The sequence below is a fragment of the Mesorhizobium sp. M1027 genome (assembly GCF_040318745.1).
Lineage (GTDB): Bacteria > Pseudomonadota > Alphaproteobacteria > Rhizobiales > Rhizobiaceae > Mesorhizobium.
In genome coordinates this window covers 318876-345563 of the sequence record NZ_JAMYMW010000007.1, presented here as the reverse complement: position 1 = coordinate 345563, position 26688 = coordinate 318876, and the positions used below count along the sequence as shown (strand labels likewise).

Genomic DNA, 26688 nt, shown 5'->3' with positions numbered 1-26688 from the left:
TTGCAGACCATCGACAACCCGTTCGGCACGAGGTTGTCACCCATGTCTTAGGTACATTCTGTTACCCATGTCTCCGGGTCGTACCCGGAGGTGGATGGTGCCCAGAGGCGGATTCGAACCACCGACACGCGGATTTTCAGTCCGCTGCTCTACCAACTGAGCTATCTGGGCCTGGTCCGGCGGGCGGCAATCTGCACACCGGGTTCATGAAAGCGCCGTCGGCACCCCTTGAAAGCGCGTGGGTTATAGCACGGGAATTCGGCCTGTCCAGCGCTTAGAGCATGATCCCGAAAAGTGGAATCCGGTTTTCGGAACAAAGATTATGCTCAGACAAAAAGCATGATCCCGAAAAGTGGAATCCGGTTTTCGGAAAAGATTATGCTCAGGCAAAACGCCAGAACCAGTTCCGTCCGACAGCGCCCGGATGGAACAAGTTCTGGACATTGATTTCAGTCGGGAAGCGACAGGCAGTCCGCAAGGCCGATCATCGGTCACGATCGCGGCTGCGAAACCGTCCCAAGCCTGTGGAAAACCGCAGGTGGACGGTGCTATTTCTGGTCGTCGTTCTCATCCTCGTCGTCGCGGCCCGGGATGACGTAGACCCCCTTCAGCCAGCGGTTGAGGTCGATGTCCTTGCAGCGCGTCGAGCAGAACGGATAGGTTTCGCGCGCCGATGGTTTGCCGCATTCCGGGCAGGGCCGCTTGGGACGCAGCGGCGTGACCTTGTCGTCCGAGCTCATATCCGTGCACCCGACAGCCAGTTGGCGTGCACCTTGAAGCCTTCGCCGCTGAGCAGCGCCACCGTCTCGTAGAGAGGCAGGCCGACGACGTTCGTGTAGGAGCCGACAAGCTTGACGACGAAGGCGCCGGCAAGCCCCTGGACGCCATAGCCGCCGGCCTTGCCGCGCCATTCTCCGGATGCGATGTAGGCCTCGATCTCCTCGCGCGGCAGCCGCTTGAAACGCACCCTGGTCTCGACCAGCCGCAAGCGCTGCTTGCCGCCCGGCGTGATCAGGCAGATGCCGGAATAGACGCGATGCGAACGGCCGGACAAAAGCCCGAGGCAGTTGGCGGCGTCGTCGAACGTCTCGGCCTTGGGCAGGATGCGCCGCCCGACGGCGACCACGGTGTCGGCGGCCAGCACGAATGTCGGCACGTAGTCGGTCTCGGTCTTCAGCGAGGCCAGCGCCTTCTCGGCCTTCTGCGTCGCCAACCGCTTGGCCAGCGAGCGCGGATGCTCGGCACGCAGCGGCGTCTCGTCGACATCAGCCGGCAACACACGGTCCGGCTCGATGCCGGCCTGCTGCAGCAGCTCTATCCGGCGTGGCGAACCCGAGGCAAGCACGAGCTTCTGCAAAATGCCCATCGCGATCCCGGCCGGGTCCTTGAACTTACTTGAAGCGGTAGGTGATGCGGCCCTTGGTCAGGTCGTAGGGCGTCATCTCGACCAGGACCTTGTCGCCGGTCAGAACGCGGATGCGGTTCTTGCGCATGCGGCCGGCCGTATGGGCGATGATTTCATGTTCGTTTTCGAGCTTGACCCTGAACATGGCGTTGGGCAGCAGTTCTGTCACGACACCCGGAAACTCGAGGACTTCTTCCTTCGGCATTCGATACCTTTGCTTGGATGGATACTTCCAGCGCCCCGGCCGGAAAGTTGCGCGGAACCTATATGATAAACGTCCGCTTGTGAACATGCTTAATCCGCGGCGTTTTCAGCCCCGTTGCCGAGAAAACGGCGGCCGATCCGCGCCTTCAGCCGCTCGCGCACGTCGCGATAGGCGGCCATGATCTGCTCGCGCGTGCCGCTGACGCCGGTCGGGTCGGGCATCGGCCAATATTCGACTTCGACGGCCAGCGAACGGGTGAGCTCGAGCGCGGTGTGGTGGGCTTCCGGCGCCAGCGTCACGATCAGGTCGAAATAATCGTCCTCGAGGTCGTCCATCGTTCTCGGGTGCCGTTCGCCCAGTGAAAGGCCCTCTTCGGCCAGTACGGCATCGACGAACGGGTCGCGTTCCCCGCCGCGCACCCCGGCCGAGGCAACGAAGGTGGTGGGCGGGAGCACCTTGCGTGCCAGCAATTCGGCCATCGGCGAGCGCACTGCGTTCATGCCGCAGACAAACAGGATCGAGCGGGGCAGATTCGAGCGGGGCAGCGGGGCGGCCAGCTCAGCCTCGCCAGTGCAGCACGCAAACCAGCGTGAACAGCCGGCGCGCCGTGTCGAAGTCAATCTCGATCTTGCCGGCAAGCCGGTCCATCAGCGTTTGCGAGCCTTCATTGTGCAGGCCGCGCCGGCCCATGTCGATCGCCTCGATATGGCTGGGCGTCGCGGTTCGGATGGCATCATAATAGCTTTCGCAGATCATGTAGTAATCCTTGACGATGCGCCTGAGTGGCGTCAGCGACAGGATGTGGGTGACCACGGCTGCGCCGTCCTCGCGCGTCACGGCGAAAACCAGCCGGGATTCGGCCAGCGACAGTTTTAGTCGGTACGGCCCGGCGCCATCGTCATTGACCGGTTGAAAACGGTTCTCCTCGATCAGGTCGAAGATCGCCACCGCCCGCTCATGCTCGACATCGGGCGTCGAGCGGCCGATCGTCTCGTCGAGCTCGACATCGATCAGCCTGGCGCGGGTTTGGTCGTAGTCGGACATTTCTACATGTTCAGCCGGATGCCGACGGAGCGTCCATGCGCATCGAGGCCTTCCGCCTTGGCGAGCGTAATCGCCGCCGGCGCCAGCGCCCGCAACTGCTCCGGCCCGAGCTTCAGGACCGAAGTGCGCTTGACGAAATCGAGCACCGAAAGTCCGGACGAGAAGCGCGCCGAGCGCGCTGTCGGCAGCACGTGGTTGGAGCCGGCGACATAGTCGCCGATGGCTTCCGGCGTATGGCGGCCGAGAAACACCGCGCCGGCATTGCGCATTCGCGCCAGGAAAGCTTCGGGATCGTCGATGGCAAGCTCGACATGTTCGGCGGCGATGCGGTCGACCAGCGGCAGTGCCGCCTCGATCGTCGGCACCAGGATCACCGCGCCGAAATCGCGCCAGCTCGCTGCCGCCGTTTCTCCGCGCGGCAGGTTCTGCAACTGCCGCTCCACCGCCTGTTCGACCGCCTCGCCAAAGGCAGAATCGTCGGTGATCAGGATCGACTGCGACGATACGTCGTGCTCGGCCTGGGCGAGCAGGTCGGCGGCGATCCAGTCCGGATCGTTGCTGCCGTCCGCCACAACCAGCACTTCCGAGGGCCCGGCGATCATGTCGATGCCAACCGTTCCGAACACCTGGCGCTTGGCCGCCGCGACATAGGCATTGCCGGGGCCGACGATCTTGGCGACAGGCTTTATCGTTTCGGTGCCAAAGGCAAGGGCGGCGATCGCCTGGGCGCCACCGACGCGGTAGATTTCTGAGACGCCGGCAAGGTCCGCTGCCACCAGCACCAGCGGCGGCACGTCGCCGCCGGAGGCCGGCACCACCATGGCGATGCGCTCGACGCCGGCGACCTTGGCCGGCACCGCGTTCATCAGCACCGAGCTCGGATAGCTCGCCGTGCCGCCCGGCACATAGAGCCCCACGGCCTCGATCGCCGTCCAGCGCGAGCCGAGCTCGACGCCGGCGGCATCGGTGTAGCGGTCGTCCTGCGGCAGCTGCCGCTGGTGATGGGCGCGGATGCGCTCGCGGGCGAATTTCAGCGCCTCGACCGTCTGCGGATCGGCTGCATCGTAAGCCTTGGCAATGTCATCCTTGGACACCGCAATGCCGAGCCTTGTCAGGTCGCCGCCGCCGAATTTCTGCGTGTAGGCGACGAGCGCCGCGTCGCCGTCGGCGCGCACCTTGGCGATGATCTCGCGCACCACGGCGTCGACGTCGGCCGAGACTTCCCGCTTGGTCAGCAGGAACGCGGCAAAGCGCTGCTCGAAATCGGCGTCGGACTGGCGAAGCGTGATGGCCATCGGCTCAGACCCTGTGGACCGGGCGCGACGTCGCTTCCCAGGCACCGCCGACATCGGCAAGCCGCGCCTCGATGCATTCGACATCGAGCATGATGGCGCCGCCTCCCGCAAAGATCAGCTCGACGATGCCGGCCGGCTTGTCTAGCGCGAGAAAGCTGATCGCCAGCAGCGACAGCACCTCGTCCGGTTTGTCGCGGGCAATGCCGCTGGTCTTGGCGGCGAGCACCCGGTCGAAATGCAGCACCGCTTGCCGCCGCTCATTGTGCTGGCGCAAGAAGCCCGATTTCGCCTCCCAGACGAAGCGATTCATGGTCAGCACGAAGCGCTTTACCGAAGGCAGGTATTCGAGATCGCTGACCTTCATGACGGCATCCTGGACATGCGCCGAGATGATGCTCAGATCCTGATCGTCGAGCGCGACAAGCTTGAGGGCCATGCGGATTTCACACCTGAAGGTTGGACTATTCAGCCTTCTGTTAGGCGGTCTTTCCGGTCCGTGCAACCGCGCCACAAGCCCTGCGGAAAGGCTCTAGCCCGAAATGCGCTCGATCTCCGCGCCGCAGCCGGACAGCTTTTCTTCCAGCCGCTCGAAGCCGCGGTCGAGATGATAGACGCGGTTGACCGTGGTCTCGCCTTCTGCCGCAAGGCCGGCGATGACCAGCGACACCGAGGCGCGAAGGTCGGTTGCCATGACAGGCGCGCCCTTCAGCTTCGCCACGCCGTCGACGATCGCCGTCTGGCCGGACAGCGTGATGTGGGCGCCGAGCCGGGCGAGCTCCTGGACGTGCATGAAGCGGTTTTCGAAGATCGTCTCGGTGATGCGCGACTTACCCTTGGCCATCGTCATCAGGCCCATGAACTGCGCCTGCAGATCGGTCGGGAACGCCGGGAACGGCGCCGTCGCCACGTCGACCGGCGAAATGCCGGCGCCGTTGCGCCTGACGCGGATGCCGGAATTGGTCTGCGTGATCTCAGCACCGGTCTGCGAAATGATGTCCAGCGCCGTCTGCAACAAGTCGGGCCGCGCGCCTTCCAGCACGACGTCGCCGCCGGTCATCGCCACCGCCATCGCATAGGTGCCGGTCTCGATACGGTCGGGGATCACCCTGACGCGGGCGCCCGACAGCGCCTCGACGCCGTCGATGGTGATGGTCGCGGTGCCAGCGCCGGAGATCTTCGCACCCATGGCGTTGAGGCAGTCGGCAAGGTTGACGATCTCGGGCTCGCGGGCTGCGTTTTCGAGCACCGTCTCGCCCTTGGCCAGCGAGGCCGCCATCATCAGCACATGGGTGGCGCCGACCGAGACTTTCGGGAACACGTAGCGGTTGCCGACCAGCCGGCCGTTCCTGGTCTTGGCGATGACATAGCCGGTGTCGACGTCGATATCGGCGCCCAGCGCCTGCAGGCCTTCCAGGAAGAGGTCGACCGGCCGCGTGCCGATGGCGCAGCCGCCGGGCAGCGACACCTTGGCCTCGCCCATGCGGGCCAGCAGAGGGCCGATCACCCAGAACGACGCCCGCATCTTCGACACCAGCTCGTAAGGCGCCGTCGTGTCGACGATGTTGCGGGCGGAGAAATTGATGGTGCGCGAATAGCCCTCATGCTGCTTTTCGCGGCGGCCATTGACCGAATAGTCGACGCCGTGATTGCCGAGGATGCGGATCAGCTGCTCGACGTCGGCCAGATGCGGCACGTTTTCCAGCGTCAGCGTGTCGTCAGTCAAAAGCGCGGCGATCATCAGCGGCAGCGCGGCGTTTTTCGCGCCCGAGATCGGGATGCTTCCGGCAAGCTTGTTGCCGCCGACAATTCTGATGCGATCCATGAAGAGCGTCCCCTCGGCCGAAAAGCCGGTTTAAATCGGTTGAGTCAGTTGCGGCCCATCTAGACCATTGGCCGGCTTGGTTCAAGAAACAGGCTATTTCCCCGCGTTGGCCCACGATACCTTGGCCAAAATACCGGCGACCAACATAGCCGATTCGCGTTAATCCTTCTGCTTTGCCGCCTGCAGCCCGTCCGGCCGCTGGTCGGCCCCGCCGGTTCGCCGTGAGCGCGATTGCGCCTTGCGCTTCTGCAGATTGGCACGCAACTGCTCGGCCAGCCGGTCCTTCCGGCCAGCCTTTTTTGGTAGACCATCCTTGTTCGGAGAAATTGTCTTGTCGTTCATCGTCCCGTCCCCGGCCGGCGACCCGCCGGTGCGGATCAAGGGATAGCCAACATTGTGGCACGGCCATGTCCGCAACGATCGCCTGGTGCGGCCTTTCAACCCGGCCCCGTTTGTGCCCCTTGTCTTGGCCTTGCGCTTGCCGGTTCGATATGGCAGAAGCCCCGCCATCGGCGGCTGCGGTAGCTCAGTGGTAGAGCACTCCCTTGGTAAGGGAGAGGTCGAGAGTTCAATCCTCTCTCGCAGCACCAGATTGTTTTCGCTGGCGCATCTTCCAAGGCCTCTTTGACCTGCTCGATGATGATTGTGCGCGGTTGGCGAGATTGCCGAAAAATATGGCGCCCCGCGATCTGCCGGGTGCCACGCGCACAAGCTCGTCGAAACAGTGGTCTTGCACGCGCACCTCCCGGCGCTCGCACGCGCCATGATGCGCGCGGGGAAGGCGTTCCAGTCTGCCCTGCTGCAAGCGGCTTAACAAAGCTTGCAGCCGGGAACAATCGCTCAATGACTCGCGTTTCTTGCGAAGACCCGCTTCTTTTGCACGGGCAGCGGCCTCGAAGGGTCGCAAATGTCGCGCCGGCGTTTCAATCGCACCCGCCTCAGCCCTCACGATTTGGCTATTTGTGAACGCGTGTTCGATCAGGTTTGCGCAGATGAGCACATTGACCCTCTAAGCATGGCTGCCGAAGCCTTAGCGGTGATGATTGTCGCAATCTTCCGAAACGTGACTACCAATGAGCGCGAACTGCTGGAGGAAGTTAGGTCTCTTCGTGGCTCAAAAGGCACAGAGAAGGCGCACTAGCTTCGCAACGTTCTGGGGCGAATTGGCCTAGTCCCGCTTTGGCACAGCCATTTGGTATCTGAATTGCTCATTGAGAATCGCCAGAGTGTAGCCACCGAGCTTGCGAAGGGGATGGAAATGGGCTTAGCCGAAGACTTATCAGATGTCGCGCTCACATTCGAATGTCCGGATTGCTTGCATCCGGCGGTAAGAAAGGGCTCTGCACTAAGAACAATCGCGCACTTCAAATGCGACGGGTGCAACGCAAAGGTGCGGATCACCTATCCGCAGAAGCTAGCGATCTTCGAAAAGCACAGGCTATTGGCCGCAGGCGACCGCCGCCAGCAAGGCCAGGAACACTACGGTGCCCGCAACAACATCGATCGGGCCGCCGATGCGGCCGAAATGGCTTCGCGACCGCTGCCGCGCGCGGCGACGCGTGCTTAAGCCTTCCTCATCCGCGCGACCTTTACGCATGTTGACCACAGCAATGCCGTCCATCGGAATAATTCGGACGAAGGGTGCGTTAGTTCATTAGATGATGCTAAAAATACGGCAACGTGTCCGAATGTCACTTCATGAAGCCCGCCAGACAGGCTGCGGCTTGCTCTGGCCTAACCTCGAAGGGAACCAGGGATGAAAATTTCGACCTCTTTGACTAGACGAAGTGTTGTCGCCGGGCTGGCGCTGGCCGCCGCATCGACGTCGGTATTGCCTGCCGACAACGCACTCGCCCAGGCTAAGAAAACCACATCGGGGAAGACTCTATATGAGCGCCTGGGTGGTGTGTTCGCCATCGCGGCGGTGATCGATCATTTCAGCGACGCCGTCGTGATGAACCCGATTGTCGGCAAGAAGTCCAAGAACCCACAATTGCGCAAATGGCACACCAAGAACCTTGAAAGGTTGCCCGGCCTCAAGTTCATGCGGACGCTGTGGGTCTGCGACGTTTCTGGCGGGCCCTTCAAGTTCGTCGCCACCAAGCCCGGCACGACGCCGCTCGGCCTCGAGGAGGCACATCGCGACCTGCGGATTTCCCCCGCGGAATTCGATGAGGTCGCAGCGGAACTCGGGCGGACCTTGGATCATTTCAAAATTCCGAAGCCTGAGAAAACCGAAGTCCTGGAAGCTTTCGCCGCTCACAAGGACGAGGTCACCGCCGGCTACGTCAAGCCGGGCTGAAGCGCTTATATCGCGCGGGCATTCGTTCTGAGCATGGGGCGCGGCGCCGTGGCTATGCGGCGCAGCCGCACCGCGCAATTTTCCGATGGTTCCTACTCCGAACCCGCCCGAGCTGTCTCCACTCTGAGCGACCCTTCCGGCAACGGGCGCAGGAGTTCAGCCTCGGACCTCGTCAAGTGGATCCAGGCCGCCCAGTCCGATGGCCGCAGCACAACCACTTGCCGGTTGTGATATGGCGCCACGTCCGGCCCCGGCTCGCTCGTCAGCATCGTGAACGTCGGCGGCTTGTTGCCGATACCCTCGCGCCACAACCCGGCAATCGCCATGAACGAATGGCCATTCAGCGTGAACCTGTGCTTGGTTTTTGGATATTTCGTTCCCGTGAATTCGAAGAATGCCGACGCCGGAACGAGACAGCGCTTGCTGTTGCCGAACTGCCGGCCCTCCGAGCGAAAGTTGAATACAGGTCCGCCTTTTGGCCCGGCCGGGGGAAAGCCGAACGTCATCGACGCCAGTTCGATTGCGTCGCCGGCGGCGCGCATTACAGGCGCGGGATCGTTGATGTGGATGTCATCCGCCTGCGGCAGATCCAGTTCGGTTTGATGGCTGGCGATTTTGAGCGCCAGCGATTCCATCATCCGGCAGTATTCGGCCCAGGCGACGTGCTGCTCGTAGTCATTGCACATGGAAAGGCTCCGTACGCTTGACCGAGATCAGTTCAATCCATAGCGTTTGGTTGGCGCTGATTGCCGGCGGATTTGATATAAGCCTATTCGGGCCGGCGTGCGGCAGCGATGGTCTGCAACAGATTGATGCTGTTCACGTCGGGTTGACTGGATGCGGCGACGGCAAGTGCGGCGGCCTCGGCTATTTTCGCGACGTCGTCGCTGCTGATCAATCCGCGCTTTTCCAGCAGATTTACAAGCTCGACAACGAGAAGAAAGGCGTTCACACCATATCGTTCGGCTTTGAGCTCGAACTCGCCTCGGGCCAATTTCTCCCTGTCTCCTTCAGCCCGTTTGTCCACGTCGGCGTCCTCTCCTATGGCTACAAGCTATTAACGCTTAGCACGAATGGTTTAATCCTTCGAACTGGCCACAACCTTCGCCAATTGCCGGGCATAGTGTCGCCGGTGCCAGGGCATGGGTTCAGCCAAGGATGAGACCAGCCAACAGAACGGTAAGAATAAAGGACAACACCACGGTAAGTAGCCCGCATGCTTCCAAAGTGTTGGTTTGCCAAGCTTTCGTCGGGCGCCTCCGGTTTGAATTCCTGTTTCGCGAACCAAACTTCATCGGGCACCAGATCGGACGCGGAGCCGGCTTGAATTTGGCAAAGCGCTCCTCTTCACCGGCCCGGAAGGCATCTCCGCGAAACTCCGGAGCACCGTATGCGCGGCGCCGGCCTGCCTTTCATCGACGCGGGCCATCACCAGTATGACACCTTCTGCGATCTTCGGCTTGCGCGGCTTCTGGGCGAAATTGGCGAAAGTTCCGAGAAGCACGCCGGCAAAGCCGCCCCACGCCGCGCCGACCAGGGCCATGCCGGTCATCCCCGCAGGATCAACGTCCTGAGCTCCAAAAGCGCTGAAACCGGCTAACAGACCAGCCGTGGCGCCAAGTGCGGCACCGGCGACGGCGCTCCGCCAGACAGCGCTCATCTCATCGTCGTAATATCCGGCAACACTGATCGGTTCATCGTTGTCGTTGTAAGATCCGACCACGCTGATCTGGCGGCGGCGAATCCCGGCAGCCTGAAGCGCGGCAACGGCACGTGCTGCCTGGGCATGGGAATTGAACAGTCTGCTGATTGTTTGCATTTACGCCCAGGCCCGACGCTCGTTAGCGGCGTCGGGCCTCTCCTCCCTGGCTTTGAACTCTTCCGCCCGGACGCATCTTCGTCGCGCCAAAGCTCACCACAACGTGAGCCAGCCGGCTACGTTCCTCAGCCGAGGCTTCGGTCCAACCCCAGAGTGTCTTGCTTGGGACCTAAGTCTGACCAGCTTGGGCGTGCTGCGGCCATGCCGCGCGGGGACGGTCGCCAGCTCGAAGAGAAGGTTCAGATGCTATCGCAGACCCAAAAAACTCAAAATGGCTATTACGATCACTATCGCGCCGACCAGCCAGATAATGTTGTTCATGATTGCACTCCTTCGCCTCCGGGCGGGGCGCACGCCGGGGCGAAGCCCGCCACGCAAGTAGAACATTAGATACGGCTAAAGGTTCCTCGCGGGGCCTCGCTGTCGAAAGAGCCCACCGCACCAGTCGGCACGGCGGGCGACGCGAGTTCACCCCGGTGGGAGAAGACGGGGTTGCGTCCAAGGCTCAGCTGATGCTTCTGGACCAGTCATCAACCTGGCGCTCCGCCTCTTCCTTGGCGATGCCATATCGCTCCTGGATACGCCCCAAGAGCTGGTCCCGGTTGCCCTCGATCCGATCAAGATCATCGTCGGTTAAGTCACCCCACTGCTCTTTCGCCTTGCCTTTGAACTGCGTCCATTTTCCCTTGATTTGATCCCAGTTCATATGTTCCTCCTTGCTTCCTGGGCCCGCACTGAAGCGGAGCGCGGACCGATCGGCATTTCAATGTCGGTGACGAATGAAGATTAGCGGCCGCTAAAAGTTCCGGTGCCGGCGCAAAAAGCCTGCCGTGCCCGTGCCGGACTGCGAGCTGATGTTGATGATGCCTGGAGCTTGATGCTCCTTGCAGCGCCACCCTATCCCGTTGAAGTCGCTGAGCTTCTTCCTGGTTGGCTTTGGCTGGCAAGTCTCGACAGGCTGCCCAGCAGCATCGTTCTGTCCTTGCCGATCATCAGCACGCCGCTGTCGGGCGCCAACAGTGCCGAGAACGGCAGCATCGCCGCGCCGATCGGCGAGGCCTCGGGGCCGAATTGTCCCGAGACGATTTCCGGCGCCACGATGCCGATGGCGCTGATCCTGTTGAACTGGGTCTGCACCTTTGCCAGCAGCTCGAGATGGATCGGCCGCGGCAGGATGCTGTCGAGAACGATCGCCTCGATGTCGATGACGGAGGTGATGGCGATGATCGCCTCGACCAGCGCATTGGCACAATCGTCGATCCATTCGGACAGCGGTTCGCGCGCCCCCGGCGGCAAGGGGTCGAGTTCGCGCACGCGATTGATTTCGATGCCGCGCGATTTGAGATGATTGACCAGCACATAGATCGAAGCGCGATGCAGCAGGCTCTGGTAGCGCGCCGGCTTGGCCGCCACCGAATCGAGGCTTGAAGGCGAGACCGGCAAAGGACCGAGCGCGGCGCTGTTGCCATGCGGCCCGGTGTGGACCTTGCCGCCTTGCACCAGTCCGCCGCCGACAAAGGTGTCGATCGAGATATGCATGAAGTCGCGGAACCGCGCGCCGGTCCCCTGGATGAGCTCTGCGAGTGCAGCCGATGACGCGTCGTTTTCCACGAAGACCGGGGTCTTCGGCTTTGTGGCGAAGAAAGTCGTCAGATCGATTGCTTCCCAGCGGCTGCCAAGGTCGTCGGGAAAGCCGAGCTCCTCGCTCCAGCCGCCGAGGAAATAGGGCGAGGCGATGCCGACGCCGACGATGCTGGCATCGCCAAGCCCCTCGATCAACTTGTCGAAATTGGCCAGCGACATGTTGCCGGCCTTAAGCACCATGTCGGGATCCGGAAAGCGATATTCGTGCGACTCGCGCGAGCGGACCTCGCCGGCGAAGTCGACGAGCACGGCTTCCAGCGCGCGCCGGCCGATCTTGATCCCGACGCTGTAGATGCGCTCCGGTGCAAGTCGGTAGAGAGTGGACGGCGATCCGCGTTGTCCGAACCTTTTTCCCACTTGCTTTACAAATCCTGACGATTCCAGCCCGTCGACAATAGTGGCGACCGCGGCCGGCGTCAGATTTGCGGCGCGCGCCAGATCTGACTTGGATGCCTCCTTCAGGCGGCGGATGGCATCAAGCACGAAGCGCTCGTTATAATGCCGTACCTTGACCGAATTGCTGCCTTTTCCGGACAAAACCGGCGCCTCCCCATTCATTCCCGCAGAGTCACTCCAGTCGTCGGCAGCTTTGGGGCTGCCGCGGGAGAGAGCACTCCAATCGGACCCGTGCGCGACGCGACAGTGCCTTTCGAGGCCATGGAAGTCAATTTTCCAGTTGCGACATTCAGTCATTTAATATAGCAAATTGAAAAAACAGGACCAGGGAGGAAAGGTGCTGCACTTGGGCGCATTAGGCGAAGCCGACGCCATGGTGAAGAGCGACACGGCTGTCCCCGTTGCCCTGGTTCATGCCACAAAAGCCTTCGGCGGCACGATTGCCCTCAAGGACGCGTCCTTCGAATTGCGCTCAGGCGAGGTGCTGGCTCTGCTTGGCGAAAACGGCGCCGGCAAGAGCACCTGCGTAAAGCTGCTGGCCGGCGTGTATCTCCCGACCGGCGGCCATGTCGAAGTCGATGGCAAGCCTGTGGTCTTCCATTCACCGCACGACGCCCAGGCTGCCGGCATCTCGGTCATGCACCAGCACCCCGGTCTTTTCCCTGATCTTTCGGTGGCGGAGAACATCTATCTCGGCCATATGCCGCGCGACCGCTTCGGCGGCATCGACAACGCCGCCATGCTTACCGGCGCGCGCAGGGTGCTGGCGACAGTCGGCCTCGACGTGCCGGCCGAAACCCGGCTCGGAACGTTGCGCACCTCCGAACAGCAACTGGTCGAGATCGCCCGCGCCCTGTCGCTCGACGCGCGGGTGCTGATCATGGACGAGCCGACCGCCGCCCTGTCGCAGCGCGAGGTCGAGCGGCTGTTCACCGTCGTCGCCGACCTGCGGCTGCACGGCGTGGCGATGATGTTCGTCGGCCACCGCATGGACGAGATCTTCCGCATCGCCGACCGTATCGCGGTGCTGCGCGACGGACGTCTCATTGGCGTCAAGCCGAAGGCCGAGCTTGGCCGCGCGGCCGCCATCGGCATGATGGTCGGCCGCGAGGTGACCGACCTCTATCCGCAACGAAGCCACGCCACCGGCGCACTGGTGTTGGAGGCGAGGGGGCTTTCGCACGCCGGTGGCTTTTCCAATATCGACTTCCAGCTCCATGCCGGCGAGGTGCTCGGGCTCGGCGGCCTGGTCGGCAGCGGTCGGACCGAGATCGCGCGCGTGCTGTTCGGCATCGACCAGCCCGATGCCGGCGAAATCCTGATCGACGGCGAAGCTGTGCGCTTCGCCTCGGCACGCGACGCCATGGATGCGCGCATCGCCTATGTCTCGGAAGACCGCATGGGCCAGAGCCTGGTGATGGATTTTTCCATCCTCGACAATGCGGTGCTGCCCGTCCTCGACAAGGCAGCCCGCTCCGGCTTCTACGGCACGAACCGCGCGATCAACCTGGTTTCGGACTGGCTGAAGCGCATGAAGCTTCGCTTTTCCGGCTACGCGCAGCCGGTGAAGGAACTGTCCGGCGGCAACCAGCAGAAGGTGGTGTTGGCCAAATGGCTGCGCACCGAACCGCGCGTCCTCATCCTCGACGAGCCGACGCAAGGCATCGATGTTGGCACCAAGGCGGAAGTGCATGCGATGATCGCCAATCTTGCCGCGCAGGGCATGGCCATCATCCTGATCTCCTCCGAAATGCCCGAACTCATCGGCATGTGCGACCGCATTATCGTCCTGCGCGAAGGCCATCGGACGGCCGAATTTGCCAGGGGCGAAGCCACCCAGGAAAAGGTGCTGGAAGCAGCGACGAAAGCCGGCGAAAGCGCCGGCCCGGTAGCACAGGCCGCCGGCGAGGAGAAGAGAAAAGGGCCGCTCGACATACTGAAGCGGCGGGAGTTCGGCCTGCTCGCCGCGATGCTGGCGGTCGCGATCCCGGTCACCATCATCAACCCGCGCATGGTGAGCGCTGCAAACCTGACCGCCGTGTCGATGGATGCCGCGCTGCTCGTGGTTGCAGCACTCGCGCAGATGCTGGTGCTGATCACCCGCAACATCGACCTTTCGATCGCCGCGGTGATTGGCCTGTCGGCCTACATGGCGGCCAGCATGGTCCAGGCCTATCCAGGGCTCGACATCGGCATCGGGCTGATGACCGCATGCGCCGTCGGTGGCGTCGCCGGCCTGATCAACGGCCTCGTCGTCACCAGGGGAAAGATCCCGGCGATCGTCGTCACGCTGGCCTCGATGTCTATCTTCCGCGGCTTCAACTCGATCTGGGCAGCCGGCGACCAGATCAGCGCCGACGAAGTCACGCAAGCCTGGCTCGACATGACAGGCCTGAAGATCGCCGGCGTGCCGCTGATCGTCGTCATCGCAATCGTCATCCTGTGCCTGGGCTACGTGCTGCTCTATCGCACCGCTTTCGGGCGCGAACTGTTCGCCGCCGGCTCCAATCCCGACGGCGCGCGTCTTATCGGCATCCCTGTCGACCGGCGCATTCTGCTGGCCTTTGGCATGGCCGGCCTGCTCGGCGGCCTATGCGGCGCGCTGTGGGCATCGCGCTATGCGACCATCGACGCCCGCGTTGCGCTCGGCTTCGAACTCACGGTGATCGCGTCGGCAGTGGTCGGCGGCGTCGCCATCCGCGGTGGCTCGGGCACGCTGCTCGGTATCATCCTCGGAGCCTTCACGCTGCTGGTCATCAAGAACGGGCTGACGCTGGTGCGCGTCGATCCGCTGTGGCTGCAGGGCGTCTACGGCCTGGTGATCCTGGTCGCCATCGGCATCGACACCTTCATCGTACGGCGCGCCGAGCAGGCAAGACAGGCGAGGGCGAGATGAAGAAGTTCCTCCGTTCGATCGATTTCTGGGATCTGCTGCTGGCGACCTCCTGTGTAGCCATCTTCCTCTATGCCGCGATCTTCGTGCCTAATTTCGTTTCCGGCTTCAATCTCTCGCAACTGGCCGCCAGCGCCTCGGAAAAGGCATTGCTGATCCTGCCGATGACGCTGCTCATCATCACCCGCGAGATCGACCTGTCGATCGCCTCGGTGCTGGCGCTGACATCCGTCGTCTTTGGCTTGCTGGTCCAGGCCGGTGTGCCGACGCTTGCCGCAATCCCGCTGACACTCGTCGCCGGCGGCCTGCTCGGCGCCTTCAACGGCTATCTGGTCTCGGGCCTTGGACTGCAGTCGTTGGTTGTGACGCTCGGCACCATGGCGCTCTATCGAGGCATTGGCTACATCCTGCTCGGCACCGGCTCGGTCAACATCCTGCCGCCCGCGGTCGTCGATTTCGGCATCAACAACCTGCCTGGCACCGAGATACCGTGGACCATCGTGCCCTTCCTGGTGCTGGCGCCGGTGTTTGCGGTCGTGCTGCAGAAGACGCCGACCGGCAAGCGCATCTACGCGCTCGGCGGCAGCCCCGAAGTGGCGCGCTATTCGGGCATAAACACGCGGCGGATGGTGCTGAACCTGTTCGTCGTCTCGGGCGTCGTCGCCGCCATAGCCGGCATCGTCTATACCGCGCGCCTCTCCAACGCCCGCGCCAACAATGCGCTCGGCATGGAACTCGACGTCATCACCATCGTGCTGCTCGGCGGCGTCAGCGTCTTTGGCGGCAAGGGCCGCCTGACCGGCGTCATGCTGGCATTGGTCCTCATCGCCATCATCCGCAACGTACTGGCGCTGAACCAGATCGGTGGCGACGCGCAGGGCATGATCATCGGCCTGCTTCTGATCGGTTCGCTGCTGGTCGGCAATTACTGGCGCTCCACACAGGAGATGCTCAGCAGATCCCGCGCGATGCGCGAGACAAAGGGGTGATCTCGGGCCCCTTCCTTCAAGCCCGAATTTTGACGGAGGAGTCACAATGAAAGCGTTTAGATTAGCCCTGCTCGCATCCGCGGTTCTGCTTGCGCCAACGTCGCTGGCTTTCAGCCAGGAATGCGCCAAGGAACCCGTAACGGTCGGTTTCCTGCCCAAGCTCGACACAGATCCCTATTTCAAAGTGGCCTTCGGAGGCGCACAAGAGGCGGCCAAGGAAATTGGCGGCACCGCCACCCAGGTGGCTCCGTCGCAGGCGACTGCCGAGGCGCAGATCGAATTCATCAACAGCCTCGTCTCGCAGAAGGTCGGGGTCATCGCAATTGCAGGTAACGACGCCAATGCGGTCGCGCCTGCGCTGAAGCGCGCCGTTCAGCAGGGCGTCAGGGTGATTTCGTACGACTCCGATGTGGCTGCCGATGCCCGCGCGGTGTTTGTCAATCAGGTCAAGGGCGACAGTCTGGCAGAAATGATGCTGGAAAGTGCATTCGCCCTCAGCGGCGGTGAAGGCGAATTCGCGATCCTGTCGTCGACGCCGACGGCGACCAACCAGAATGCCTGGATCGACTTCATGAAGGCGAAGATGGCGGCCGAGCCGAAATTCTCCAAGATGAAGCTGGTGCAGGTGGCCTATGGTGAAGAAAGCGAACAGATCAACCAGCAGCAGGCATTGGCGCTGGTCCAGGCGTTTCCCGATCTCAAGGTGATCATCGTCCCGGCAGGCATTGGCCTTCCGGCGGCCGCGCGTGCACTCGAGGAAGCGGGCATGATCGGCAGGGTCAAGCTGACCGGCCTCGCGCCGGCCACTCTGATCTCGAAATACATCAAGGACGGGGCGGCTCAGGATATCTGGTGGAACGTCACCGATCTTGGCTATCTTACCTATCAGACAGCCCAGGCGCTTGCGCAGTGCAAGATCACCGGCAAGGAGGGTGAGAAGTTCACGGCAGGCAGGCTCGGCGAATACACGATTGGCGCCGGCGGCGAACTGATCCTTGGTCCGGCCAAGATCGTGACCCCCGAAAATCAGGCCGAGTTCAAGTTCTGATTCTATGGAGCTCAAGCTCCAGAGGGGCGCCGGTCGATCCGGCGCCCTTCCTAAAACATCTCGAATGAAAACAGTGCGGGGCGGCAATGAAGATCTTGCTTGCAGGCGAAACCTTTGCAGCGACGACGTCGGTTGCCATCGGCAGCGACGTGCTTACAAGTGCGGCCTCGACCAATGGCGCTATGGCCTTCAATGCCGTGCTGGCCACTGAAGGCATCGCCGTCACGCAGATCGGCGGCGAGCGTTGCAGCGCGGAGTTCCCTTATGACCTCGATGGGCTCGCCCAATATCAGGCGGTGGTGATCTCCGATGTCGGCGCCCTGACATTGCTGGTCACGCCGGATGCCCGCGCCGGGCGTGTCGGCGTCAACCGCCTCGATGTGCTCAAGGCCTATGTCGAAGCTGGCGGCGGGCTGATGCTGGCCGGCGGTTACATGGGCTTTCAGGGCATGTTCGGGACAGCGCGTTTCCACGACACCCCGGTCGAGGACGTTCTGCCCGTCCGCTGCCTACCCTACTGCGACGGCATGGAGGTGCCGCAAGGTCTGCAGGCCTCCATCCTGCAGTCGTCACATCCGATTTTTTCCGGGGTGGAGGGGCCTTTGCCGCCGATTCTCGGCATGAACAAGCTGGAATTCAGGCGCGACAGTTCGTCCCGGCTTCTGGCGACCTGCCACCATCGCGGCACCGACTGGCCGCTCCTTGCCGTCGGCAGCCATGGCCGCGGCCGCGCGATTGCCTGGGCAACCGACATCGGCCCGCATTGGCTCTCGCAGGATTTCCTCGCATGGCCGTTCTACGGAAAACTGATGGCGAACATGGTCCGTTGGCTCGCCGGCAATGAATGAGAAAGCTGGTTTGACCAGTGCGGTGCCCAATCCTCCAACGAAAGACCAGGCCATTAAGCATGCGTTGAATCAGGACGGCAGTGGCTCATAAACCGAAACCCCGATGTATCGATCGTATGAGCCGCGATCTTTCTCAGGAAGCTTGTCTCGGGTTACGCGCAATGTGAATCCCCCATGCAAGTGCCCCGCGTCGAGAACCATCCAATCGAAAATATCGTCGCCTTCAAATGCAAGTCGCTGTCCGACTTGATGCCATTTCTGAAGCTCGGGTGGCACCCCGAAAAACGTACCCGAAAATAGCCGCTCCTCAGCATGATAATGCACTGCGGCAAGCCAAAGGAAAACAAAGTTGTCCTCCCCAAGACGTTCGGACTCGTCGGGATCGCGAAACCGAAGCTTCGCGGAACAGAAGGCATCTGCATTTCTCTCGATGTGTTCGACAAATGTCGGCACACTCGCAAGTGCGCGATCGTAAGCTGCAAGGAAGGCGGGGTCTGTCTGCGAGATAGTCGTGAAGAGTGGCTCATTCCGCGGTTCGTCGAATTCACTGTTCGATTGAGATTTTTCGCCCATAAAAGACCTCTTGGACTAACCTTGAACCGCTCAACGACCTGCGAAGTCCGCGCGCTTCTTCCGGTGTGGGGAGGCGGCACTCGCGAGGCGGTGTCGCACTACCAGCCAAAGAGCCCTATCACGCTAGCGACCAACCGCCATCCACCAATATATTCGCGCCAGTGATCAGTGACGCCGCCGGCAAGGCGAAGAACACCACGGTGCCGGCGACGTCGATCGGGTCGCCTATGCGGCCGAGCGGGATGTGGCCGAGCACATGCAGGCGAGTGCGCAGGCGCGGCCGATGCCGCGCGAGGCGCCGGTAACCAGCACCACCTTGCCGGCCAGGTCGAATTTCGGCGTGAATTCATTTGTCATGCGATTCCACCTTGTTCTTCAAATCGGTCCGGCTGCCGTGTCGGACCGAATAGGCTCGCGTGAATTCGGCGCCCAGCAGAAATATCTCCGCCGAATAATAGACCCATAACAGCACGACGAGCAGCGCGCCGGCCGCGCCGTATGACGATAAGATGGCGCTGGTTCCGATATACCAGCCAATCAGCGACTTGCCGATGGTGAACAGAAACCCGGTGACCACGGCGCCGAGGCCGACATCGCGCCATTGCAGGCTGCGGTCGGGCAGCACCTTGTAAATCGCGGCAAACAGCAGCGTGATCAGGGCAAACGAGACGATCCCGTTGATGGCGCTCAGGATGATGGTGCCGAACGGCAGATAGGCGTTGATGACCTCTCCGAGCGCGGAAATCACGGCGCTTACGACCAGCGACACCAGGAGCAGGAAACCAAGCGCGGCGACCAGGCCCAGGCTTGCAATGCGTGCCCGAACCAGCCGCGAGATCGTTGCCCCGCTCGGTTTGACTTTCCAGATTTCGTTCAGCGCCAGCTGCATTTCGCCGAACACGCCGGATGCGGCGACGAACAGCGTGACCAGCCCCAGAATGCTGGCAAGGGTTCCCGCTTCCTTCTGCGAGGCGTTCTCGATCGTCGCCTGCAGCAGCTCGGCACTTTGCGGCCCCATCAGGCCGGCGATCTGTGCCGAAAGGGCGAGTTGCGCCGCCTCGTGCCCGAAGGCCATGCCGGCGATAGCGACAACGATGAGCAGGATCGGCGCAAGCGAAGTCGTAGCATAAAACGCTATCGCCGCCCCATGGCTCAGCGCATTGTCGTTGACGAAGCCGAGGATGCTCTGCCTGAGGAGTACCCAGCCCTCCGTCGCCAAGTTCCACATGTGGGCCTCGCATACTTGTCATTAAACAAGTAGCGGCGAGATAGAAGTGGGCGAGGGGTAGTGGACGACCTGGCCCCCGGCTCTGAAAAAAACCTCGCCGAGGCGCAGGTGTTGCTGGCCGAATTGCGGTAGCCCGCGAGAAACCGACGCAGCCACTTTCGTTGAGCCGCTCACCCCTTATTGCGTAAGGAAATTGGACGCGCTCATGATCCAACCAATGGAACTGCGACAGTCGTCCCATAATTTATCGGATACCGATCGAAGTACGGGAACTCGATAACGAAAGCATACCTGGCCGTGAGATGTGCCATTCGAAAGCCGCCGCTGGGGGCGTCGATTGCTATTGTTACGTCTACGTCTTTCAATCCCAAAGTCAGCAATTTTGCCGTGGCTATGGCTTCTATCTCGGCCTGCGTCAGCGAGTTCTTCATCTGCAGCGCACGCGCGGACGTTTCCAGCGTATACCGAACGCTGGACATGGCATTCAAGGCCCAGCCGAATGCGAAGACGCCGATCAAGACCATTATCAGAACAGGGGCGATCAGCGCGAACTCCAACGCAGCTCCGCCTGATGCTCCCCGTATGAAGGCCCTCGCTTTAGCGAACACGGATCACCTGTTGGTGAGTGAGCTCGCGCGAGAGCGAAAACGCGCCGAAACTGAAGGGCGGTGACCAGGTGGCTGTCGCTTGGATTTCGACGAAAACCGCGGGAGCTTTCAAACTGTCGCACAGGACAGATGGATCGACCACGGTGGTCCCGCACATATATTTCCGGCTCAGCGTCACCTGCGCGTCGCCGGGATGGTTTTCCCAGCCTGAAAGAGCGACAGCTTGGATAGTCGCATCCTCGGCTGCTCCCTGCATCACGAGATTCGCCGCCGTTTTGACGCCTGCACGCATCGACAACGCGTTCGACACAAAAGACCAGCCGTCAATGATGCCAAGGAGTACCAGGCAAAGGATCGGCACAATCAGCGCAAACTCTACCGCGGCAGCACCCGAATCGCTGCGGAACATCCGGACTGCTGACCCTGTCACGAAGATTACTCGACAAGCTTAATGGATTGCGTCGCCGGAATGTCTCGCATTCCAAGGCTCGTGCAGTCCTGATTGACGTTCGCGTTGCCGGACCACTGCACGGTACTGGCGACGACCTGAGTGCAACCGCCTTTGCCCGAGAAATTGCCGAGATAATTAACGTCTTGCGTTGGAAAATACAAAGCGCCGGTCAAAAGCGAATCTGCCGTGCCATTAACCGTGTTCGATCCAGTCAGGTTGGCTTTGTCGCCGTAAAACAGCACCCCCGAATAGGTGCCCGACGTTGGTGCGCTGAGCTTGATGGTGGCCGTGCCGTTCATGCTGACGCCGGAGCTGCCGGCCAGATAAATGATGACTCCGTCGCCGGAAATATTCGCGTTCGAGTTCGCTTTGAAATCACCGCCTTGAATGACGTATATCCCGGGCGAAAGCGCTACATTGCCGCTCAAGCTGAGCCCCCTGCAGTATGTTCCTGGTTGCAACACCGACTGATTGCTGTTTCGACAGGGGTTCGTGGCCGGTGGCGCCGGCAAGTCGACAAAAGGATCGGCAGCGGGCAACGCCTGGGTTATCGGCCTGGCGCACACGGTCGTCACGGGGTTGCTCAACGAAACACCGCCTGCCGATACCAGGCAATCGACCTGAAGGCTTGCCGATCCCTGAAGCTTGATGGCGTCCGCGGCTATCGAATTCGACATCACGACGCAGCCGTTCAGTTTGAGATTCGAACTGCCGGAAAAGAGCGCCGCTTTCGGAGCGGAATGATTGAGAGCTAGGGCGCAGGCCTTTGAGGCGTCGGTGATAAGAGCCACCGCCCTTGCCTGTGCGCCGACCGCATTTTGCGTGAATATCGATGTAAAAAACCGATCGAGGGTCTGATGAACGATGACCTCGACAGCCTTTTGGGCCACATTCGGGCCGGAGGACGGGGGCGTGAAGATTTCGATTGTGCCTGTCGACGGGTCCCAGCCATTCGTTGTCGCAGACAATGTCGCGGCGGAGACTATCGTTGGTTTGTCGGATCCTGAAACCTTTTCCAAAGCGCCAGCATAGGCTGCCGCATCCGCCACCGCTTGTAGCTTCAGGCCGCTGTAATACCAGTACGAAGTCTCAACGCCGAGACCCGCGCCGCCGACGACGATCGGCAACGACAGGGCAAAAATAGTGGCAACGTTGCCACTCTTGCCGGTTCGTCGCATGCAGAAAAAACGCCTGAAGATACGGGCACGCCAGTCCATTCCTCATTTAAGCCGGGATGCATAAAGGAATAACTAAGAATTTCCGTCCATTTCTTGGCTGTGATCCATTCAAACGGCGCTTAGCGGTTCTGCTGCACCCGTTCGCCGGTTGTGCCCTGAGAGGCATTTTCTAATATCTGAGAACGCGGACGTTGGGCCCACAGGACCGTCGGTAACACTTTGGCCGGGTGCATTGTCTTCACAGAAAGCAATCCGAATTTTGGGGCCAAGCGCAAGAAAACACCGCCGGCGGCCGGTTTCGTTGGCAAACCGTTACCGTTCCCTGCTATTCCCGCATCCTGATGCATGTCGCCCAAAAGTGTGCCGCGGTTTTGGGACAACGACATGCATAAAAACAAAGACTTTAAAGCAGTGGACGTTCCAGTATGACCAATGTCGCCTTGACCGGGCTTGCCCGCGATCTTGCCAAGCGCGCCGCGGAAGGCCGCCCGGTGCGCATCGGCGTTATCGGTTCGGGCGAGATGGGCACCGACCTGGTGACGCAAGGCATGCTGATGCCGGGCATTTCGGTTTGCGCGATCTCGACGCGCCGCCCGCATACGGCGCGTGACGCCATCCGCATTGCTTATGGCGATCAGGCGATGGCAGCCGAAGCGGACAGCGCTTCGAAGGTCAGCCAGGCGATCGAAAGCGGCAAGATCGCCGTCACCTCGAACGAAATGCTGGTCACCAATCCGCTTATCGATGTCGTCATCGATGCCACCGGCAAGCCCGGCGTCGCCGCCGATTTTGACCTGATGGCGATGCAGCACGGCAAGCACCTGGTGATGATGAATGTCGAGGCCGACGTTACCATCGGCTGCTATCTAAAGCAGCAGGCCGACCGGCTCGGCGTCGTCTATTCGGTCGGCGCCGGCGACGAGCCGTCGAGCTGCATGGAGCTGATCGAGTTCGCCTCGGCGCTCGGCTACACCATCGTCTCCGCCGGCAAGGGCAAAAACAACCCTCTCAACCACGACGCCGTTCCCGACGACTACCGCGAGGAGGCGCTGCGCCGCAACATGAATCCGCGCATGCTGGTCGAGTTCGTCGACGGCTCGAAAACCATGGTCGAGATGTGCGCCATTGCCAACGCCACCGGGCTGGTGCCCGACGTTCCCGGCATGCACGGCCCCAAGGCCGATCGCGACGAGCTGGTCAAGGTGCTGATCCCGCGCGAGCAGGGCGGCATCCTGTCGAAGAAGGGCGTCGTCGACTACACCGTCGGCAAGGGCGTGGCGCCCGGCGTCTTCGTCATCGTCGAGGCGACGCATCCGCGCATCATCGAGCGCATGGACGATCTGCATATCGGCCACGGTCCCTATTACAGCTTCTTCAGGCCCTACCATCTGACCTCGCTGGAAGTGCCGCTGACGGCCGCTCGCATCGCGCTTTACGGCAAGCCCGACATGGTGCCGCTGCCGCGGCCGGTGGCCGAGGTCTGCGCGGTGGCCAAGCAGGATCTGGCGGCAGGCGAGGTTTTCGACGCGATCGGCGAGACCTGCTACCGCTCCTGGACCATGACCGTCGAAGAAGCCCGCGCCCATCGCGCCGTGCCGGTCGGTCTGCTCGAAGGCGGCAAGGTGCTGAAACCGGTGAGGAAAGGCGAATTGCTCACCGCCGACAGTGCCGCGCCCGACCCGACGACCAGGCTATTCGCCTTGCGCCGGCTGCAGGACGAGATGCTGTATGGGAATCTTGGTGATGGCTGAGATTCGTGAATCCGAGTTGAAGCGGGAAAAAGGGACGCCTTTCTCTGGCAGAGCGGCTCGCGGCCATTGCCGATGATTCTCAAAGCCAAAGCCGGCAAAGACGGGCCGCCCGTGAACAAGGACGAGGTCGACGACTTGTGGGGACATCGCTGATATCTGTCGACATTCTAGGCTATCGCGATTTTGATGTCGGCAGGACAGTGGAGGGGGCGAAGGAACGCCGCGTAACGGCTTTTCTACCGGTAGCTATTGCCGACAGGAACGGTCGACCATCACCGCCGACCGGCTCCCCCAGAAGCCCTACTTCCCCAGCTCTATCGACCGCAGCCGCGCCGCTTCCACCGCCTCAGTGAGCAGGCGCGTCAGACGGTCCTCGCCCATCAGCACGGCAAGGGCGGCAGCCGTGGTGCCGTTTGGGCTGGTCACCTGCTGTCTAAGCACGCCGGGCTCCGCGCCGCTTTCGGCGGCAAGCGAGGCGGCGCCGTAGACCGTTTGCATGGCCAGGAGCTTTGCGACCTTGCCAGGCAGGCCGGCCTTCTCGGCGGCCACGGCCAGCGCTTCGATGAAGTGGAAGATATACGCCGGCCCCGACCCGGAGACCGCCGTCACCGCGTCCATCAGGCCCTCGTCGGCGATATCGGCCACTTGCCCGTTTGCCGAAAGCAGGTCGGCGACAAGGCGTTTGGTGTCTTCGGAAACCAGCCTGTTGGAAAACACCACCATCATGCCCTTGCCGATCGCCGCCGGCGTATTGGGCATGCAGCGCAGGATCGGCGCGCGATCGCCGAGAATGCCTTCGAACGTAGCGACCGGCGTCCCGGCGGCGATGCTAAGGAAAGTGGTTCGGCCATCGTTGAAGCGGATGTAGCCAGCCGTCACGTTACGGATCACCTGCGGCTTGACCGCAATGACGACGAGGGCCGGCACGGCGTCCGCCGGGATGGCGCCGACGTCCGCGGCAGCAGAGCAGCCCAGTGCTTCGGCACGCTTGCGCAACTCGGCATTGGGCTCGACCACGAACACCGCAGCCGGAGCGAGCTTGCCGGCTTTCAGCCAGCCCGAGAGCATGGCGGAGCCCATATTGCCGCAACCGGCGAGAACAAGCCTGATCGTCATCGAAAGCCTCCATAGAGATGGCTTCCCCATAGACGTTCGCGGCAGGGCGGGGAAGCCCTTTTGGGACCGTGATCAGGCGGAAACCCGGACCTTGCGGTTGGGATGCGCATGTAGTCGCGCAGGGGCGCGGCGACCACATTAACCTTTTATTTCCTATGCCTGTTTAGCATCGCTTAACCAGTGGCGGTCGCTACGTCCCAGCCCGAGGGGGAAGCTCCAGAAACCATGGCTTATAGGAATAATCGTGAACACTGGAGGAACGAGCAGTCCCTGCTGTCGTTCGTCGAGGCAGCGCGCGACGAAGACGAAGCAGCGCTGGTTTCCCTGGAGGACCGTACAGCCCGGTCATGGCGCGAGGATGCCGCCACACGCCATCGTCTGGCCCGCTCGCGCCGCGAAGCGCGTGCCAGCCCGATCCTGTTGGCAGCCGCAGGCATAGGCCAGCCCCATCCTGATGCGTCAAAGGCCGGCCCCATACTGATGGAAGAGGCTACAGCTGCCGATGCATTTTTCGACCCCGTAGGCTCCCTTGACGGCCCCGATTCCGGTTCCGCCGATCGCGCCGCATACCCGGCAGCGCCGCCTCTCGCTCTGCTCGAGGTCGCGCGCACCAAACGGCCGGGTCCAATCGGTGCCGTGTTGTCGGCGCTGGGCCGGCTCATGCCCGGCAGAGCGCAGGAGGAGATGACGTCGGGTGAAACTTCCACCGCGACAAACTCAAGCGCAGCCATGTCGCCTGCCTTCTACCCGCAGCCGCTCTATGCCGGTCGGGCACCGTATCCGCAGCAACCCACGCCGCCGCATTCGGCACATACTCAGGCCTGGTCGAGGGACGCAATTCAGGCCTCGGAAGCCGCCGATCAGCAAAGCCAGATCGAGGAAATCCGCGCCAGCCTGCGCGAATTCCGCGAGGCGGTTCGCGAGCTCACCGAAAACCGCACGCATCGCCGCTATTTCTGAGCGTCGAATAAAACATGCCGGTTTCGAGTTAACGGCATGGGACGGCGCATTGACGGGATTGCCCGGCTCGATTTTCGTGAAAATGCCGCGCTGCATGTCCGCCCGCCCGCGCATGGTTCTGGGCAACGACCTGCATAAAAACATATCTGGAGCACGCCGCATGGATGCGGCAGGCTTAGCAATAGGCGTCGAGGGTGGTTCATGGCCGAGTTGATTGACGGAAAAAGCGTCGCCGAAGACGTGGTGCGGCGGGTCAAGACACTGACCGCCGAACTAGCGGAAAAAGGTGGGCAGCAGCCCGGTCTCGCGGTGGTCATCGTCGGCGAGGATCCGGCGAGCCAGGTCTATGTCGCATCCAAATCCCGTACCGCCAAGGAATGCGGCTTCCATTCGGTTCAGCACACACTGCCGGCCGAAACCTCCGAGCCGGACCTTTTGAAGATCATCGGCCAGCTCAATGCCGATCCGGCCATCAACGGCATCCTGGTGCAGCTTCCGCTTCCCGGCCATATCGACGCCGGCAAGATCATCCAGACCATCGCGCCGGAGAAGGATGTCGACGGCTTCCACTTCATCAATGTCGGCAAGCTCGGCACCGGCGAGCTTGAGACCGCCTTCGTGCCTTGCACGCCGGCCGGCTCGATGCTGCTGATCGAACGGGTGCGTGGCAAGGACCTGTCCGGCCTCAATGCGGTCGTCGTCGGGCGTTCGAACATCGTCGGCAAACCGATGGCCAATCTTCTGCTTGCCGCCAACTGCACCGTCACTATCGCACACAGCCGCACCAGGGACCTGCCGGCGCTTGCCCGCACCGCCGATATTCTAGTTGCAGCCGTCGGCCGGCCCGAAATGGTCCGCGGCGACTGGGTCAAGCCTGGCGCAACCGTCATCGACGTCGGCATCAACCGCATCGCCGCACCTGAGAAGGGTGAAGGCAAGACCCGCCTCGTCGGCGATGTCGCCTTTGCCGAAGCAGCGACGGCGGCCGGCGCCATCACGCCGGTGCCTGGCGGCGTCGGACCGATGACCATTGCCATGCTGATGGCCAACACGCTAGCTTCCGCCTATCTCGCGGCCGGGTTGAAACGGCCTTCCTTCTGACCAGAAAGCAGC

At 62.1% G+C, this 26688-nt stretch carries 30 protein-coding genes, 2 tRNA genes and 1 pseudogene; 10 read left to right on the top strand and 23 right to left on the bottom strand.

Annotated features, from left to right (window positions below; translation table 11 throughout):
• Nucleotides 1-95: 95 nt before the first annotated feature.
• From NKH50_RS16335 to NKH50_RS16290, 10 genes are all read right to left on the bottom strand, one after another.
• Nucleotides 96-171: transfer RNA gene (locus NKH50_RS16335), tRNA-Phe, on the bottom strand.
• A gap of 377 nt (nucleotides 172-548) precedes the next feature.
• Nucleotides 549-740 carry a DNA gyrase inhibitor YacG gene (gene yacG, locus NKH50_RS16330; RefSeq protein ID WP_352702195.1) on the bottom strand — a complete coding sequence of 64 codons (192 nt, stop codon included), beginning with the start codon at nucleotides 738-740 and terminating at the stop codon, nucleotides 549-551.
• The gene (locus tag NKH50_RS16325) at nucleotides 737-1366 is read right to left on the bottom strand and encodes a Maf-like protein (protein ID WP_352702192.1); all 630 of its coding nucleotides are present in this window, start codon (nucleotides 1364-1366) and stop codon (nucleotides 737-739) included. The genes yacG and NKH50_RS16325 overlap by 4 nt, the downstream gene beginning before the upstream one ends.
• A gap of 25 nt (nucleotides 1367-1391) precedes the next feature.
• Complete coding sequence (gene infA / locus NKH50_RS16320) at nucleotides 1392-1610, bottom strand: translation initiation factor IF-1 (RefSeq protein WP_006200926.1); 219 nt, start codon at nucleotides 1608-1610, stop codon at nucleotides 1392-1394.
• Nucleotides 1611-1699: 89 nt separating this feature from the next.
• Nucleotides 1700-2110 carry an arsenate-mycothiol transferase ArsC gene (locus NKH50_RS16315; protein WP_353006212.1) on the bottom strand — a complete coding sequence of 137 codons (411 nt, stop codon included), beginning with the start codon at nucleotides 2108-2110 and terminating at the stop codon, nucleotides 1700-1702.
• 58 nt (nucleotides 2111-2168) lie between these two features.
• Nucleotides 2169-2654 (bottom strand): UPF0262 family protein, encoded by a 486-nt coding sequence (locus tag NKH50_RS16310; RefSeq protein WP_352747096.1) that lies wholly within the window; start codon nucleotides 2652-2654, stop codon nucleotides 2169-2171.
• A gap of 2 nt (nucleotides 2655-2656) precedes the next feature.
• Entirely contained in the window at nucleotides 2657-3949 is a 1293-nt protein-coding gene (hisD, locus tag NKH50_RS16305) for a histidinol dehydrogenase (RefSeq protein ID WP_352879823.1), read from the bottom strand.
• Nucleotides 3950-3953: 4 nt separating this feature from the next.
• A complete protein-coding gene (locus tag NKH50_RS16300; protein ID WP_352879821.1) occupies nucleotides 3954-4385 on the bottom strand; it encodes a DUF2948 family protein in 432 nt (143 codons plus the stop codon).
• Nucleotides 4386-4478: 93 nt separating this feature from the next.
• Nucleotides 4479-5771, bottom strand: a complete 1293-nt coding sequence (gene murA, locus NKH50_RS16295) for a UDP-N-acetylglucosamine 1-carboxyvinyltransferase (RefSeq protein WP_352879819.1) — start codon at nucleotides 5769-5771, stop codon at nucleotides 4479-4481.
• A gap of 159 nt (nucleotides 5772-5930) precedes the next feature.
• Nucleotides 5931-6113 (bottom strand): hypothetical protein, encoded by a 183-nt coding sequence (locus NKH50_RS16290; protein WP_023719440.1) that lies wholly within the window; start codon nucleotides 6111-6113, stop codon nucleotides 5931-5933.
• Nucleotides 6114-6286: 173 nt separating this feature from the next.
• Between NKH50_RS16290 and NKH50_RS16285 the strand changes: the two genes are divergently transcribed.
• Nucleotides 6287-6361, top strand: a tRNA-Thr gene (locus NKH50_RS16285).
• Nucleotides 6362-7209: 848 nt separating this feature from the next.
• Here the strand turns inward: NKH50_RS16285 and NKH50_RS16280 are convergent.
• A complete protein-coding gene (locus NKH50_RS16280) occupies nucleotides 7210-7392 on the bottom strand; it encodes a hypothetical protein (protein WP_352879817.1) in 183 nt (60 codons plus the stop codon).
• 135 nt (nucleotides 7393-7527) lie between these two features.
• Between NKH50_RS16280 and NKH50_RS16275 the strand changes: the two genes are divergently transcribed.
• Nucleotides 7528-8073 carry a group I truncated hemoglobin gene (locus NKH50_RS16275; RefSeq protein ID WP_352508632.1) on the top strand — a complete coding sequence of 182 codons (546 nt, stop codon included), beginning with the start codon at nucleotides 7528-7530 and terminating at the stop codon, nucleotides 8071-8073.
• Between the two features lie 92 nt (nucleotides 8074-8165).
• On the opposite strand, the gene NKH50_RS16270 is transcribed toward NKH50_RS16275, so the two are convergent.
• Entirely contained in the window at nucleotides 8166-8759 is a 594-nt protein-coding gene (locus NKH50_RS16270) for an SOS response-associated peptidase (RefSeq protein WP_352879815.1), read from the bottom strand.
• 17 nt (nucleotides 8760-8776) lie between these two features.
• Between NKH50_RS16270 and NKH50_RS16265 the strand changes: the two genes are divergently transcribed.
• Nucleotides 8777-9235, top strand: a complete 459-nt coding sequence (locus tag NKH50_RS16265) for a hypothetical protein (protein WP_352879813.1) — start codon at nucleotides 8777-8779, stop codon at nucleotides 9233-9235.
• A 129-nt stretch (nucleotides 9236-9364) separates the two neighbouring features.
• Here NKH50_RS16265 and NKH50_RS16260 read toward each other — a convergent pair whose 3' ends face one another.
• The 3 genes from NKH50_RS16260 to NKH50_RS16250 form a co-directional block, all read right to left on the bottom strand.
• On the bottom strand, nucleotides 9365-9892 hold the full coding sequence (locus tag NKH50_RS16260) for a hypothetical protein (protein WP_352879811.1): 528 nt from the start codon (nucleotides 9890-9892) through the stop codon (nucleotides 9365-9367).
• A 505-nt stretch (nucleotides 9893-10397) separates the two neighbouring features.
• On the bottom strand, nucleotides 10398-10598 hold the full coding sequence (locus tag NKH50_RS16255) for a CsbD family protein (protein WP_023677416.1): 201 nt from the start codon (nucleotides 10596-10598) through the stop codon (nucleotides 10398-10400).
• A 191-nt stretch (nucleotides 10599-10789) separates the two neighbouring features.
• Complete coding sequence (locus NKH50_RS16250; RefSeq protein ID WP_352879809.1) at nucleotides 10790-12073, bottom strand: ROK family transcriptional regulator; 1284 nt, start codon at nucleotides 12071-12073, stop codon at nucleotides 10790-10792.
• A 196-nt stretch (nucleotides 12074-12269) separates the two neighbouring features.
• On the opposite strand from NKH50_RS16250, the gene NKH50_RS16245 reads away from it, so the two are divergent.
• The 4 genes from NKH50_RS16245 (at nucleotide 12270) to NKH50_RS16230 (ending at nucleotide 17710) form a co-directional block, all read left to right on the top strand.
• Complete coding sequence (locus tag NKH50_RS16245; RefSeq protein WP_352879807.1) at nucleotides 12270-14828, top strand: ATP-binding cassette domain-containing protein; 2559 nt, start codon at nucleotides 12270-12272, stop codon at nucleotides 14826-14828.
• Complete coding sequence (locus NKH50_RS16240; RefSeq protein WP_254820554.1) at nucleotides 14825-15814, top strand: ABC transporter permease; 990 nt, start codon at nucleotides 14825-14827, stop codon at nucleotides 15812-15814. The genes NKH50_RS16245 and NKH50_RS16240 overlap by 4 nt, the downstream gene beginning before the upstream one ends.
• A 46-nt stretch (nucleotides 15815-15860) precedes the next feature.
• Nucleotides 15861-16862: a rhamnose ABC transporter substrate-binding protein gene (locus NKH50_RS16235; RefSeq protein ID WP_352879805.1), complete on the top strand. Its 1002-nt coding sequence runs from the start codon at nucleotides 15861-15863 to the stop codon at nucleotides 16860-16862.
• Nucleotides 16863-16948: 86 nt separating this feature from the next.
• Nucleotides 16949-17710: a glutamine amidotransferase gene (locus NKH50_RS16230; protein WP_352879803.1), complete on the top strand. Its 762-nt coding sequence runs from the start codon at nucleotides 16949-16951 to the stop codon at nucleotides 17708-17710.
• Nucleotides 17711-17779: 69 nt separating this feature from the next.
• Here the strand turns inward: NKH50_RS16230 and NKH50_RS16225 are convergent, their stop codons facing one another.
• The 7 genes and pseudogenes from NKH50_RS16225 to NKH50_RS16195 form a co-directional block, all read right to left on the bottom strand.
• Complete coding sequence (locus NKH50_RS16225) at nucleotides 17780-18283, bottom strand: DUF2314 domain-containing protein (protein WP_352644236.1); 504 nt, start codon at nucleotides 18281-18283, stop codon at nucleotides 17780-17782.
• Between the two features lie 118 nt (nucleotides 18284-18401).
• Nucleotides 18402-18542: pseudogene (locus NKH50_RS16220) on the bottom strand (SDR family oxidoreductase); the annotation flags it as partial.
• Nucleotides 18509-18640: a hypothetical protein gene (locus NKH50_RS16215; RefSeq protein WP_352508643.1), complete on the bottom strand. Its 132-nt coding sequence runs from the start codon at nucleotides 18638-18640 to the stop codon at nucleotides 18509-18511. The pseudogene NKH50_RS16220 and the gene NKH50_RS16215, both read right to left, overlap by 34 nt.
• Nucleotides 18630-19511: a YihY/virulence factor BrkB family protein gene (locus tag NKH50_RS16210; protein WP_352739995.1), complete on the bottom strand. Its 882-nt coding sequence runs from the start codon at nucleotides 19509-19511 to the stop codon at nucleotides 18630-18632. Before NKH50_RS16210 ends, NKH50_RS16215 begins: the two co-directional genes overlap by 11 nt.
• A gap of 203 nt (nucleotides 19512-19714) precedes the next feature.
• Entirely contained in the window at nucleotides 19715-20068 is a 354-nt protein-coding gene (locus NKH50_RS16205) for a TadE/TadG family type IV pilus assembly protein (RefSeq protein ID WP_352475868.1), read from the bottom strand.
• A gap of 40 nt (nucleotides 20069-20108) precedes the next feature.
• Nucleotides 20109-20528 carry a TadE/TadG family type IV pilus assembly protein gene (locus NKH50_RS16200; RefSeq protein WP_352702162.1) on the bottom strand — a complete coding sequence of 140 codons (420 nt, stop codon included), beginning with the start codon at nucleotides 20526-20528 and terminating at the stop codon, nucleotides 20109-20111.
• Between the two features lie 26 nt (nucleotides 20529-20554).
• Complete coding sequence (locus NKH50_RS16195) at nucleotides 20555-21787, bottom strand: pilus assembly protein TadG-related protein (protein ID WP_352879799.1); 1233 nt, start codon at nucleotides 21785-21787, stop codon at nucleotides 20555-20557.
• Between the two features lie 386 nt (nucleotides 21788-22173).
• On the opposite strand from NKH50_RS16195, the gene NKH50_RS16190 reads away from it, so the two are divergent.
• Nucleotides 22174-23499 (top strand): NAD(P)H-dependent oxidoreductase, encoded by a 1326-nt coding sequence (locus NKH50_RS16190; RefSeq protein ID WP_352879797.1) that lies wholly within the window; start codon nucleotides 22174-22176, stop codon nucleotides 23497-23499.
• A gap of 300 nt (nucleotides 23500-23799) precedes the next feature.
• Here NKH50_RS16190 and proC read toward each other — a convergent pair whose 3' ends face one another.
• A complete protein-coding gene (proC, locus tag NKH50_RS16185; RefSeq protein ID WP_352879795.1) occupies nucleotides 23800-24615 on the bottom strand; it encodes a pyrroline-5-carboxylate reductase in 816 nt (271 codons plus the stop codon).
• A gap of 225 nt (nucleotides 24616-24840) precedes the next feature.
• Between proC and NKH50_RS16180 the strand changes: the two genes are divergently transcribed.
• Nucleotides 24841-25575 (top strand): hypothetical protein, encoded by a 735-nt coding sequence (locus NKH50_RS16180; protein WP_352688444.1) that lies wholly within the window; start codon nucleotides 24841-24843, stop codon nucleotides 25573-25575.
• A gap of 201 nt (nucleotides 25576-25776) precedes the next feature.
• The gene (folD, locus tag NKH50_RS16175; protein WP_352475861.1) at nucleotides 25777-26676 is read left to right on the top strand and encodes a bifunctional methylenetetrahydrofolate dehydrogenase/methenyltetrahydrofolate cyclohydrolase FolD; all 900 of its coding nucleotides are present in this window, start codon (nucleotides 25777-25779) and stop codon (nucleotides 26674-26676) included.
• Nucleotides 26677-26688: the final 12 nt, after the last annotated feature.